Origin of the sequence: Pseudomonas sp. I2 (assembly GCF_040984075.1) — a bacterium.
GTDB lineage: Bacteria > Pseudomonadota > Gammaproteobacteria > Pseudomonadales > Pseudomonadaceae > Aquipseudomonas > Aquipseudomonas guariconensis_B.
In genome coordinates, this window is sequence record NZ_JBCGFQ010000019.1 from 1 (window position 1) to 13,497 (window position 13,497).

Consider the following 13,497-nt stretch of genomic DNA (forward strand, 5'->3'; position numbering starts at 1 on the left):
TCCTATGACCGTGACGAGCCGACCTGCGCCCGTGGGTTGGAGATCGCCCTGGCCCTGCTGATCCACCCCATGGCCCAGCCAGTCCCCGGCACCGAAGACCACGACCGACGCTTCAAGCGCCTCGAGCAATGGCTGGACCAGCACGACAGCCCCCTCTACACGGCCTTGGCGCCGTTCAACCCCTTCAGGGAAAAAGCCGATACGGTCGGCACCTTGCTGGGTGGCAGCGACAATGTCATCGAGGGCCTGGCCGGGCGCTTCCCGGCCATTGCCGACATCACCGACCTCACCGCCCAGTCCGTCAGCGCCGTGGTGCTCAAGCGCATGCGCGGCCGCACCCGTTGGGACGCCAGCCACACCCTGCGCCAACAAGTGCTGATGGCCGCCAAGGAAGCCAATGCCGAGAAAGCCCTGGGGCTGCTGGCGGCGCGCTACCGGATCACCGACCAGGCCGTACGCGAGAATCCGTTCAGCCAGGAGGTGGAACGGTACCTGAAAAGCGGAATGGCCCAAGTCGAGGAGATGAAACAGCTGCGGGTCACGGGGAGCCGGACGGTGGCGGTCGAGCTCACGACCACATTGCGTGTGAAGCCGACCTTTGTCGGGCTGCTCACCGGTGGGGTTGGAACCGGTTTGAATAGCGGGATGCTGTGGTTCAACGTGATCTCGCTCAAAGCGGCCTACCAGAACTTGCAGAAAAGCGATGCACCGGAATACACGGCGGGGTTCGCCGCGTCGATCTTCGGGGTAATAGGCGCAGCGGCGGGGACATTGGTAAGCGTTCGGGCGATGCAAAAGGCGCTGATGTTGAGGTTGAGTTCCACTGCGCCTGGGATGGCGTTTGGCAATGGATTTATCAAGTTCTTAAGTAGCAATCTATTCGCGCGACTATCCAGTTATCCAGCAATTATTTCAGGACTCTATTCAGACTATGAAAAATACAGGAGACAAAAATCAAATGGCGCCCCGGGCGCATCCCTGTATACAGCTTACGGTGGGGTATCCGTGGCCATTGGCTCCATATTACTTCTGGAGGGCAGTCTGGCAATCGCCGGCCCGACACTTATCATTCCATTTGCAGGACAAGCGGCGGCGGCAGTCGCACTACTTGGCGCAATAATAATCACAGGCGGAATACTTCTTCATTCGAAAGCACATGAACACCTTCATAGCCCTATAGAGCTATGGGCAGCCAGAACTATTTTTGGCACACGCCAAAATGATGGAGAAATACGAGCACGCATAAAATTAGACTTCGAAAACAAACTACCATCATTCAGCAACCTCAACGAAGAAATTAAAGCATGGTATTTGGCCTTCTACTTACCCACCTTAATTTCTAGTAAGGAATCAAAGACTCTTGGTATTGAGGGACTTGACAGCCGATGGTCTGACAACAACACATGGTCACCGCCTAACTGGACAGCGATCGTTCACAATGAAGTGCCTAAACAGGCGCCCAGCGTCGAGTTCACAGTGTTCCTGCGCGGCTTCATTCTCGGCCAAAGTGATTGGCATGCAAAATTCAGCAAGCACGTCAACAATGGCAACCCGACAATTTCCAAAGTCAACCCGGCCTGCTACATGGTTGCTGCAGGATTAGTCCTACACTTCAAATCCGAAGTCAAGACCTACAGATATGCAACATTAGAAATAACCTACCTGCCCAATACAGGGTTAGACGAAGCCGCTACCTCGACAACCCATTTCATGCTTGAGAAATAACAATGTCAACACTATGGATCTTCACGCCTCACACCAACTCACTGCACCCGCCTAAAATAGGCAACCAGGCCATCAACATCAATAACAATCTATTAATTTTGCGAAACCCATGGGTAACCGACTCGGTTTTCATGGGAAAACTTTACACAGCACTGACAGTAGCCCTGACACTCTTGATATATCCTGACATCTTCGACGAAGACTATCGCAACTTCGTATTAACAGACGGACACTCAATAGCCATATACATATTCACACCCCTCATCCTAACGCCATTTCTGGCATATCGAATTTACTACATAAAGAATCTTTCAAACTTCTTCCTAAATCGAGCCACAAAAAACATCTACTATAAGCGCCTAGGAAAACTCTTCGTTTTCGATTGGCACGACATGGGGGGCGGCCTATTCAAACGCACCGAATTTGGCGGTGCGTCCTTCAGTACCAGCTATGCACTCGCCTTCGCTCCCCGCAGAGCAGACGGCACCCTCCATCAGAAAGACTGCCTCTGGGTCGACAGCAACGAACCGACCGAACCCGACATCAAATACGTCGCCGAAGTCTGGGAATACCTCCGCCACTTCATGGACCACGGCCCCGACAAACTACCGCCCCCCGGTGAACCCAACTGGTGGTACAAGCCCCTGCATCAGATCTGCCTGACACCCGCCGAAGCCTGGCAGCACTACGCTCCCTGGCGAACCGGCGAGCCTGGTGAAATGCAGGGCAAGAAAAACTGGCAACTGCCGTTCTGGGCCGTGTTGTTCCCTTACAACCTGTCCGTTGCCCTCTGCTGGTACGTCATCTGCCGCCTCTTCAACGTCCGCGCGGCACCTCCACCTCCGGAAGCCTTCGAGGAAGCTCCCGCTCCCTCAGGCAAAGGAAAGCGCCAATGATTGATACCTCCGTCAGCAGCGCCACCCCTCTGGCCTGCTTACAACGCACGGGTATGGGCTCCTATCACCATCCCCGCGTAGATCATCTGGCTGCTTATCAATGCTTACCCCGACAGCGTCGAAGCCTGGCTGCAATACAACGTTCCCTACGCCACCTTTCCCGCTGAAATCGACGTGCTATGCGGCTTCGCCGAAAAGCGTAAACCAGTGATCCGGGTGAATAGCGAGCGTATCGATCCGTGAATGGGCTCAAGTCTTGGATGGCCATCAATCTCAAAAATCAAACACAGGTAAAAAATCAATCACCCGTTATCACTCCCACCCCGAAAACTCCTTCCCCAAAAACATTTCAAGCCAGGGAGCAAAACATGTCAGTGGTTTGGCTATTCACCCCTAACAACAAAACAGGAACAAAGCCTAAAATCTCAAGCCAAATATCTAGCATAACCAGCGAGATATTAATCTTACGCAACCCATGGGTAACCGACTCGGTATTCATGGGAAAAATTTACACAGCGATAACAATATTTTTGGCAAGCCTTATGTACCCCTCCATTCTCGATGATGAATATAGAAGCATCTTGCTACTAGACAAACACTCAATGGCACAGTATTTAATAGGCCCACTAATCTTCACTCCATTCCTAGCTTATCGAATTCACTTAATAAAAAAACTATCTTGCTTCCACTTCAGTCGCGCCACGAATAAGATTCATTACCAACGATTCAAAAAACAGATAGTGTTCGACTGGACCAAAACCGAAGGAGGCCTTTTCAAACGCACCGAATTTGGCGGTGCATCCTCCACTACCAGCTATGCACTCGCCTTCGCTCCCCGCAGAGCAGATGGCACCCTCCATCAGAAAGACTGCCTCTGGGTCGACAGCAACGAACCGACCGAACCCGGCATCAAACACGTCGCCGAAGTCTGGGAATACCTCCGCCACTTCATGGACCACGGCCCCGACAAACTACCGCCCCCCGGTGAACCCAACTGGTGGTACAAGCCCCTGCATCAGATCTGCCTGACACCCGCTGAAGCCTGGCAGCACTACGCTCCCTGGCGAACCGGCGAGCCTGGTGAAATGCAGGGCAAGAAAAACTGGCAACTGCCGTTCTGGGCCGTGTTGTTCCCTTACAACCTGTCCGTTGCCCTCTGCTGGTACGCCATCTGCCGCCTCTTCAACGTCCGCGCGGCACCTCCACCTCCGGAAGCCTTCGAGGAAGCTCCCGCTCCCTCAGGCAAAGGAAAGCGTCAATGATTGATACCTCCGTCAGCAGCGCCACCCCTCCGGCCTGCTTACCACGCACGGGTACCCATTCTGCCCATGCGCGATGCCATCGTATCGTGCATGGAGTGCGATCAAACTCGGCAACACCTCATATATTTTCAGGCCCAATAGATTCCTCTCAACTTGAGCCGGCGCCCTCAAAATGAAAGAAAAAATAAAACGCCTCCCGCATAGCCTACGGCTTGGAGGTACACGGCTAAACCATAACTGCATCGATAATATTCCTCCCCAAGCTGACGGGGTACGACGTGTCAATAAACAGTGCGTGGAGCTCGAAACATATGCCAATCACATGAAAAGCAGCGCAGCCAGCTATATTGGCATGCCGTTCTTGATATACATAATTACAATAGCATGGGGCGCAGCGATTACCGGGCCAGATAAAATTAACATTGGCACAATATTCCGCAACTGGTATGCCAGCCTGCGCCGCCAACTTCATAAACCTTATGGTTGGTTATGGGCCCCTATCACCATCCCCGCGTGGATCATCTGGCTGCTTATCAATGCTTACCCCGACAGCGTCGAAGCCTGGCTGCAGTACAACGTTCCCTACGCCACCTTTCCCGCTGAAATCGACGTGCTCTGCGGCTTCGCCGAAAAGCGCAAACCAGTGATCCGGGGGAATGGTGAGCGTATCGAGCCGTAAATGAGTTCAAGTCTTGGAGCCGCTGGATACAACGATGCTCTGGTCTAACGTCATTGCGCTTAAAAACCTACAACATCTTGCAGAGAAGCGATGCGTCGGAATGCACGTCGGGGCTTGCCGCGCCGACCTTCGGTGTTACAGCCTTTAATCTAAAAAATTAAAAATAGTTACAAAAGCCGGGAAATCACTCGCCCCCTAACCCAGACCGGCATAACAATCTCGAACCGGAACACAATTAAAACCAGGAAGACAAACCATGTCAGTGATCTGGCTATTCGCCCCTAAATGCAAAACAGAAACCAAACCTAGAATCTCAAGCCAAATATCCAGCACAACCAACGAAACATTAACCTTGCGCAACCCATGGGTAACCGACTCTGTATTCATGGGAAAGCTCTACACCGCAATGACAGTAGGATTAGCTCTATTAACCTACCCCAAAATTTTTATACCCGACACTTTTGATCGTGCTTATTTGCTTATGATCATGCAATTTCTTGCACCCCTTATCTTCTCCCCGTTTCTAGCCTACCGAATTCTTTATATAAAAAAATTATCCAACATCTACCTAAACAGATCCACAAAAAAAGTTTACTACAAGCGTTTCAAAAGTCTTTTCATTTTCGACTGGAACAACATGCGGGGCGGACTATTCAAACGTACTGAATTTGGCGGTGCGTCCTTCAGTACTAGCTATGCACTCGCCTTCGCTCCCCGCAGAGCAGACGGCACCCTCCATCAGAAAGACTGCCTCTGGGTCGACAGCAACGAACCGACCGAACCCGACATCAAATACGTCGCCGAAGTCTGGGAATACCTCCGCCACTTCATGGACCACGGCCCTGACAAACTACCGCCCCCCGGTGAACCCAACTGGTGGTACAAGCCCCTGCATCAGATCTGCCTGACACCCGCCGAAGCCTGGCAGCACTACGCTCCCTGGCGAACCGGCGAGCCTGGTGAAATGCAGGGCAAGAAAAACTGGCAACTGCCGTTCTGGGCCGTGCTGTTCCCTTACAACCTGTCCGTTGCCCTCTGCTGGTACGTCATCTGCCGCCTCTTCAACGTCCGCGCGGCACCTCCACCTCCAGAAGCCTTCGAGGAAGATCGGTAAGCGAAGCGGCCCCAAATGACCGCTGACCGTCTTAAGTAAGCGGCATTGGGGCTTGGCGTGCTCTGCGAACAAGGGTGAGCCCTTGCCATACACCGGTGGTGTCAGGCCGGTTTCATCACCAGCACGCCCAACGGCGGCAGGTTCAGCGCCAGCGACAACGGCTGCCCATGGCTGGGCAACGGCTCGCTGGCCACCGCCCCCAGGTTCCCCACATTCGACCCGGCATACAGCTCGGCATCGCTGTTGAGCAACTCCGCCCAGCGCTCGCCGAACGGCACGCCGATGCGATACCCCTCCCGCGGCACGGGGGTGAAGTTGGCCACCACCAGCAACGGCTCGCCGTCGGCGCTCCAGCGCAACCAGGCGTATACGCTGTTGCGCGCATCGTCGCCGATCAGCCACTGGAAGCCCTGGGGCTGGCAGTCCTGCTCGTGCAGGGCCGGCTGCTCGCGGTACAGGCGGTTGAGGTCGCTCACCAGGCGCTGCACGCCCTGGTGCTCGGAATACTGCAGCAGGTACCAATCCAGCTGGTGGTCGTGGTTCCACTCGCGCCACTGGCCGAACTCGCAGCCCATGAACAGCAGCTTCTTGCCCGGGTGGGTCCACATGAAGGCCAGGTAGGCGCGCAGGTTGGCGAACTTCTGCCAGCGATCGCCCGGCATCTTGTCGATCAGCGAGTGCTTGCCGTGCACCACTTCGTCGTGGGAAATCGGCAGGATGAAGTGCTCGGAATAGGCATAGATCAGCCCGAAGCTCATTTCGTTGTGGTGATAGGCGCGGTGCACCGGGTCGTTCTGGATGTAGTGCAGGGTGTCGTGCATCCAGCCCATGTTCCACTTGTAGGCGAAGCCCAGGCCGCCCTGCTGCACCGGCTGGCTGACGCCGGGCCAGGCGGTGGACTCCTCGGCGATGATCAGCGCCCCTGGGGCCTCGTGGGCGGCCACGGTGTTGAGTTGGCGGATGAAGTCGATGGCCTCGAGATTCTCGCGCCCGCCATGGCGGTTGGGCACCCACTCGCCGGCCTTGCGCGAGTAGTCGCGGTAGAGCATCGAGGCCACCGCATCGACGCGCAGGCCATCGATGTGGAAGTGCTTGAGCCAGTGCAGCGCCGAGGCCAGCATGAAGCCGCGCACCTCGTTGCGGCCAAGGTTGTAGATCAGTGTGTTCCAGTCCTGGTGAAAGCCCTCCAGGGGGTTGTCGTACTCGTACAGGGCAGTGCCGTCGAAACGCGCCAGGCCATGCTCGTCGGTGGGGAAATGCGCCGGTACCCAGTCGAGGATCACGCCGATGCCGCCCTGGTGGCAGGCGTCGACGAACGCGGCGAAATCCTCCGCGCTGCCGTAGCGTGAGGTGGGCGCGAACAGCGACAGCGGCTGGTAGCCCCAGGAGCCGCCGAACGGGTGCTCCATGATCGGCATCAGCTCGATATGGGTGAAGCCCAGGTCCTGCACGTAGGGCACCAGGCGTTCGGCCAGCTCGCGCCAGTCGTAGAAACGGGCGATCTCGCCGCTGTCGTCCAGCTCGCAGCGCCAGGAGCCGGCATGCAGCTCGTAGATCGCCAGCGGCGCGTTGTAGGCATGGCGCTGGGCGCGCTGGGCCATCCAGCCGTCGTCGCGCCAAGCGTGGCGCAGCGCGCCGGCCACCCTGGAGGCCGTGCTCGGCGGCAGCTCGGTGGCGCGGGCCAGCGGGTCGGCCTTGAGCGGCAGCACGCCGCCCTGGCCGAGTACTTCGAACTTGTAGGCCTCGCCGATGCCCAGGCGCGGCACGAACAGCTCCCATACCCCGGCATCGTGGCGCAGGCGCATGGGGTGGCGACGGCCGTCCCAGTTGTTGAAGTCGCCGACCACCGAGACCCGCCGGGCATTCGGTGCCCAGACCGAGAAGCACACCCCGTCGATACCGTCGGCCTGGGTGGGCTGGGCGCCGAAGCGGCCGGACAGGTCGCGGTGGTTGCCTTCGGCGAACAGGTACAAGTCCATCTCGCCCAACTGCGGGCCGAAGCTATAGGGGTCTTCGGTGATCTGCTCGCCGCCGGCCCAGCCGATCTGCAGCAGGTAGGGATGGGCTTCGTCCAGGTGCGCGGTGAACAGGCCCGGCAGGCTGCCCTGCACCATTTCGGCCAGCACACGTCCATCATGGCGCGCCAGCACTCGCGCGCTCAGCGCGTTGGGCAGGAAGGCGCGAACGAACAGGCCGCCCGCACCATCGGCGTGCGGCCCCAGCACGGCAAAGGGATCGGCGTGCTCGGCGCGGGCCAGGGCGTCGAGGTCCCGTTGCCGAAGGCCGCCGTTTTCACGCGTGGTTGCATTCATCTATGGCTCTCCCCAGGTACTGATCAGTCCATGCAGGCCATGCAAGGGCACGGCCAGCCAGCTTGGCCGGTTCTCGGCTTCGTAGGTGATTTCGTAGGCGGCTTTTTCCAGGCAGAACAGCTCCAGCGCGGCGCGTTCGCCCTCGGCCTGCTGCCAGGCGTGGGGCATGGCGGCGGTGGCCAGGCCATAGGCTTCGACGAAGGCATGGCGCGACTGGTGCAGGTACTGCCGGGCGACCCGCTGCCGGGCCTGGCGCGCGGCGTCGGACAAGTCCACCGCCGAGGCGCTGCGCAGGATCATCGCAGCAGCATAGTCGAAGGAACGCAGCACGCCGCTGACATCCTTGTACGGGCTGTGCCTGGCCCGGCGCTCCTCTAGCGGACGTGCCGGCTCCCCTTCGAAGTCGATCAGGTAGGCATCGCCCTGCACCACCAGCACCTGGCCTAGGTGCAGGTCGCCGTGCACGCGCATCAGCAGGCCACCTTGGGCCTGGTGGGCCAGGGTGTCGATGTGCTGGGCGAGGCCCGCGCGCTGTTGCTGCAGGTCGTCGACCAGGGCCTGGCTTTCGCTGTCGAGGCTGTCGCGGTGCTGGGCCAGCAGGTCCAGGGCATGCGCCAGCTCGGCGCTGATCTGCCGGCTCCAGCGCTCGCTGTCTGCGGCCAAGCTGGGCCGTGGCTGGAAGGCTTCGTCGTCGCTGGGCGCGGCCAGCAGCAGGTGCATCTCGCCCAGGCGCTGGCCGAGCAAGGCGGCGAAGCCGGTGAGTTCGGCCAGGGCGTCGGTGTGCGCCTCCGGCTCGACGGTCGTCGGCTCCATCTCGTCGCGGATCGCCCGCTCCAGGGTGTTCTGGGTCCATGCCCAGGCATCGCCCTGGTTGTCCAGGTAGCCCTGGGCGATCATCAGCAAGTGCGGTTGCTGCTGCTCGTCGACCCGGCTGACCCACCCCAGCAACGGCGAGATGTTGGCGAAGCCGGCCGCGGTCAGGTAGGTGCTCATCTCCAGTTCCGGGTGAATGCCGGGGTTGACCCGGCGGATCAGCTTGAGCACCAGGCGCCCACCCACCACCACCGAGCTGTTGGATTGCTCGGCGCTCAGGTAGCGCACTTCGCTGTCCTCGTCCAGCGCCAGCTCGGCCAGTTGTTCGGTGCACTCGAAACGCAGCTCGCCCGCATCGCTCGGCAGCCAGGTGCGCTCCTGGCAGGCACGCAGCACGGCACGGATGAACGGCTCGAGGACGAAGGCGTCGGTAATCAGCCCCACCTGGCGGCCCCGGCGTACCCGGGACAGCGCCAGTTGCTGCGGCAAGGCGCTGTTGATCTGCTCCTCCGGCAGCAGGCCGAAAGGCAGTTGGTAGTGATCGACCACGCCGTCGCTGTGCACCTGCAGTTCGCTGAGCAGCACCGGGCTGGCCGCCGTGGCCAGGCGTACGCCGTAGCTCAGGCGCACCTGGTCGATCGGCCCTTCCTTGCCGGCGAACCAGCGCCGCTTGGGCAGGTACTGGGGCAGGATGGTCGTTTGCAGGGTGTCGCTGGAGGGCGCCTCGAGCAACTCCTCCATGCGCTTGCGCAGCACCAGGGTGGTCAGCTCCGGCAGGCCCTCGGTCGGCTCGATGTGCCAGCTGGGCATGCGATCGCGCGAGGCCAGGAGGAACCAGTAGAAGCCATAGGGCGGCAGCGTGAGCAGGAACGGCAACTGGCCGATGGGCGGGAAGGCGCTGCCGCCGAGCATTTCCACCGGCACCTTGTCGGCATACTGGGACAGCTCCAGCTCCGCGGCCTGGGCGGCGCGGGAAACGTTGGCCACGCACAGGACGATTTCGTTGTTGCCCTCGGCATCGGTGTACTCGCGTACATAGGCGAGAATGCGCCGGTTGCTTGGGGTGAGCATCTTCATGCTGCCACGGCCGAAGGCCTTCTGCTGCTTGCGCACCGCCAGCAGGCGGCGGTTCCAGTTGAGCAACGAGTGCGGGTCGTGGGATTGGGCCTCGACGTTGACCGTCTGGTAACCGTACAGCGGGTCCATGATCGGCGGCAGCACCAGGCGCTGGGGGTCGGCGCGAGAGAAACCGCCGTTGCGGTCGGGCGACCACTGCATGGGGGTACGCACGCCGTCGCGGTCGCCCAGGTAGATGTTGTCGCCCATGCCCAGCTCGTCGCCGTAATACAGCGTCGGCGTGCCGGGCATGGACAGCAGCAGGCTGGTGAGCAGCTCGATGCGCCGACGGTCACGCTGCAGCAGCGGCGCCAGGCGCCGGCGGATGCCCAGGTTGATGCGTGCGCGGCGGTCCTCGGCGTAGTAGTTCCACAGGTAGTCGCGCTCGCGGTCGGTGACCATCTCCAGCGTGAGCTCGTCGTGGTTGCGCAGGAAGATCGCCCACTGGCAGTTGGCGGGGATCTCCGGGGTCTGGCGCAGGATGTCGGTGATCGGGAAGCGGTCCTCCATCGCCAGGGCCATGTACATGCGCGGCATCAGCGGGAAGTGGAAGGCCATGTGGCACTCGTTGCCGTCGCCCTCGCCGAAGTACGGCCGGGTGTCCTCGGGCCACTGGTTGGCCTCGGCCAGGAGCATGCGGTCGGGGTAGTTGGCGTCGATCTCGGCGCGGATCGCCTTGAGTACCTCGTGGGTCTCGGGCAGGTTCTCGTTGTTGGTGCCGTCGCGCTCGATGAGGTAGGGGATCGCGTCCAGGCGCAGGCCGTCGACACCCAGGTCGAGCCAGAAGCGCATGACCCCGATCACCGCCTTCAGCACCTGGGGGTTGTCGAAGTTCAGGTCCGGCTGGTGGGAATAGAAACGGTGCCAGAAGTATTGGCCGGCGACCGGGTCCCAGGTCCAGTTGGACTTCTCGGTATCGAGGAAGATGATCCGCGTGCCGTCGTACTTCTGGTCGTCGTCCGACCACACGTAGAAGTCCCGTGCCTTGCTGCCGCGCTTGGCACAGCGGGCGCGCTGGAACCAGGGGTGCTGGTCGGAGGTGTGGTTGATGACCAGCTCGGTGATCACCCGCAGCCCGCGCTTGTGCGCCTCGGCGATGAAACGGCGGGCATCGGCCATGCTGCCGTAGTCCGGGTGCACGGCCTTGTACTCGGCGATGTCGTAGCCGTCGTCGCGCCGTGGCGAAGGATAGAACGGCAGCAGCCAGAGGGTGTTGACGCCCAGGTCGGCGATGTAGTCGAGCTTGCCGATCAGCCCGGCGAAATCGCCGATGCCGTCGTTGTTCGAGTCGTAGAACGACTTCACGTGCAGTTGGTAGATCACCGCGTCCTTGTACCACAGCGGGTCGTCGATGAAGGCTGCCGGGCGGGAACGCTTGGCCATGTGCGACTCCTTTCTGTTCGGGTTCAGCTTGCAACCGTGTTGTCGGTATCAGGGCCGCTTCGCGCCCCATCGCCGGCAAGCCGGCTCCCACAAGCTTCGCGGTGCGGCAAAACCTGCGGGACCTGGGTTGCCGGCGATGGGGCGATTCGCGGCCCCCGATTCATCGCCTAACTTGCCCGCTCGATGCGCCAGATGCCGAATGGCAGGTGCCAGGGCTCGATGCGCATCCATTGGGTCTTGCCGTGCCAGGTCCAGCGGTGGCCGTTCATCAGGTCCTCGCCGAGGGTATCGGCGCCGTCGTCCAGGCCTAGCTCCCAGAGGGGCAGTTCGAAGTGCGCTTCCTGGGCATTGTGCGGATCGAGGCTCACGGCCACCAGGATGAAGTTGTCGCGCTCGGGCGTGCGCTTGCCGAAGTACAGGATGTTGTCGTTCCAGCAGTTGTAGAACGCCACCCCCAGGTGGGTCTGCAGGGCACGGTTCTGCCGGCGGATGCGGTTGAGCTGGGCGATCTCGGCGACGATGTTGCCCGGCTGGGTGAAGTCGCGCGGACGGATCTCGTACTTCTCCGAGTCCAGGTACTCCTCCTTGCCTGGCAGCGGCGTGCCCTCGCACAGTTCGAAGCCCGAGTACATGCCCCACAGCCCCGAGCCCATGGTGGCCAGGGCGGCGCGGATCAGGAAGCCTGCACGGCCGCTGGTCTGCAGGAAATAGGGGTTGATGTCCGGCGTGTTGACGAAGAAGTTCGGCCGGTAGCAGTGGCGCCACGGCGGCTGGTTGAGTTCCTCGAAGTACTCGCGCAGTTCCTGCTTGGTGTTGCGCCAGGTGAAGTAGGTGTAGCTCTGCGCATAGCCGACCTTGCCCAGGCGCGCCATCATCGCCGGGCGAGTGAAGGCCTCGGCGAGGAAGATCACGTCCGGGTAGCGGCTGCGCACATTGGCGATCAGCCACTGCCAGAACGGCAGCGGCTTGGTGTGCGGGTTGTCGACACGGAAGGTCCGCACGCCCTCCTCGACCCAGCCGACCACCACGTCGCGCAGGGCCAGCCACAGGGAGGGCACGGCATCGGCGGCGTAGAAGTCGACGTTGACGATGTCCTGGTACTTCTTCGGCGGGTTCTCGGCGTAGCGGATGGTGCCGTCGGGGCGCCAGCTGAACCAGCCGGGATGCTCGGTCAGCCAGGGGTGGTCCTGGGAGCACTGGATGGCGAAGTCCAGGGCGATCTCCAGGCCGTGCTCGGTGGCGGCGGCCACCAGCCGGCGAAAATCCTCGCGGCTGCCCAGTTGTGGGTGGATGGCGTCGTGGCCACCCTCCGGGCTGCCGATCGCATAGGGGCTGCCCGGGTCGCCCGGCTCGGCCCGCAAGGCGTTGTTGCGGCCCTTGCGGTGCTTCATGCCGATAGGGTGGATGGGCGGGAAGTACAGCACGTCGAAGCCCATGTCGCGGATCATCGGCAGGCGCTGGTGCACGTCGTCGAAGGTGCCGTGGCGCTGGGGATCATCGGTGACCGAGCGGGGAAACAGCTCGTACCAGCTGGCGAACAGGGCGCGCTCGCGGTCCACGTCCACGGGGAACTCGGCGCTGCGGGTCAGGTAGCTGCGGTGTTCGGCCGCGATCATCAGCGCGGCGGTGTCGGCATGCAGCAACAGCGCCACCTGGTCGTCCGCTGCCAGCGTCGACAGGCGCTGCTGCAACTGTTCGAGCTGCTCGCGCAACGGGCCCTGGCTGCGCTCGGCGCCCTGGCCCAGCAACAGCCGGCCCTCCTCCAGCTCCAGCCTGACCTCGACGCCGGCGTGGTATTTCTTCTCCAGGTCGTGGCAGTAGGTGGCGAAGGGGTCGATCCAGGCTTCGATGCTGAACAGGTGCGGGCCCAGCTCGGTGGGGGTGAAGTGCGCCAGCCACAGGTCGTTGCCCGGGGAGTGCATCGCCACGCAGTGCCAGCGCCGGCTGTGGGCCTGGCGCCAGTGCAGGGTCACCGCCAGGCGGTCGTGGCCGTCGCTGTAGACCTTGCTGCTCACCTCCACCGGCTGGCCGCGCACGGCCTTGGCCGCGAAGGTGCCGGCGTCGAGCACGGGCAGGGTGTCCTCGATCACGATGCGCGGCGCCAGCAGCGCCTGGGACAGGCTGATGGCCTGGTCCGGATGGTCGTTGGCCATGGGCACGCTTTCGAAGGGCTCGTTACCAGACATCGAACCTTGCT

8 protein-coding genes are annotated in these 13,497 nt (G+C 61.2%); 5 read left to right on the forward strand and 3 right to left on the reverse strand.

The features are described from left to right. From WCE05_RS11675 to WCE05_RS11695, 5 genes are all read left to right on the forward strand, one after another. On the forward strand, positions 1-1,725 hold a 1,725-nt coding region (locus tag WCE05_RS11675), incomplete at its 5' end, for a hypothetical protein (protein WP_368815963.1). A gap of 2 nt (positions 1,726-1,727) precedes the next feature. After that, a complete protein-coding gene (locus WCE05_RS11680; RefSeq protein ID WP_368815964.1) occupies positions 1,728-2,621 on the forward strand; it encodes a hypothetical protein in 894 nt (297 codons plus the stop codon). 368 nt (positions 2,622-2,989) lie between these two features. After that, complete coding sequence (locus WCE05_RS11685; protein ID WP_368815989.1) at positions 2,990-3,883, forward strand: hypothetical protein; 894 nt, start codon at positions 2,990-2,992, stop codon at positions 3,881-3,883. Positions 3,884-4,178: 295 nt separating this feature from the next. Then, positions 4,179-4,562, forward strand: a complete 384-nt coding sequence (locus tag WCE05_RS11690) for a hypothetical protein (protein ID WP_368815965.1) — start codon at positions 4,179-4,181, stop codon at positions 4,560-4,562. Between the two features lie 256 nt (positions 4,563-4,818). Continuing rightward, positions 4,819-5,676 carry a DUF6708 domain-containing protein gene (locus WCE05_RS11695; protein WP_368815966.1) on the forward strand — a complete coding sequence of 286 codons (858 nt, stop codon included), beginning with the start codon at positions 4,819-4,821 and terminating at the stop codon, positions 5,674-5,676. A 101-nt stretch (positions 5,677-5,777) separates the two neighbouring features. On the opposite strand, the gene glgB is transcribed toward WCE05_RS11695, so the two are convergent. The 3 genes from glgB to WCE05_RS11710 form a co-directional block, all read right to left on the reverse strand. Next, on the reverse strand, positions 5,778-7,988 hold the full coding sequence (glgB, locus tag WCE05_RS11700; protein ID WP_225790211.1) for a 1,4-alpha-glucan branching protein GlgB: 2,211 nt from the start codon (positions 7,986-7,988) through the stop codon (positions 5,778-5,780). Next, complete coding sequence (gene treS, locus WCE05_RS11705; RefSeq protein WP_368815967.1) at positions 7,989-11,300, reverse strand: maltose alpha-D-glucosyltransferase; 3,312 nt, start codon at positions 11,298-11,300, stop codon at positions 7,989-7,991. A 167-nt stretch (positions 11,301-11,467) separates the two neighbouring features. Continuing rightward, a complete protein-coding gene (locus tag WCE05_RS11710; RefSeq protein ID WP_253081420.1) occupies positions 11,468-13,486 on the reverse strand; it encodes an alpha-1,4-glucan--maltose-1-phosphate maltosyltransferase in 2,019 nt (672 codons plus the stop codon). Positions 13,487-13,497: the final 11 nt, after the last annotated feature.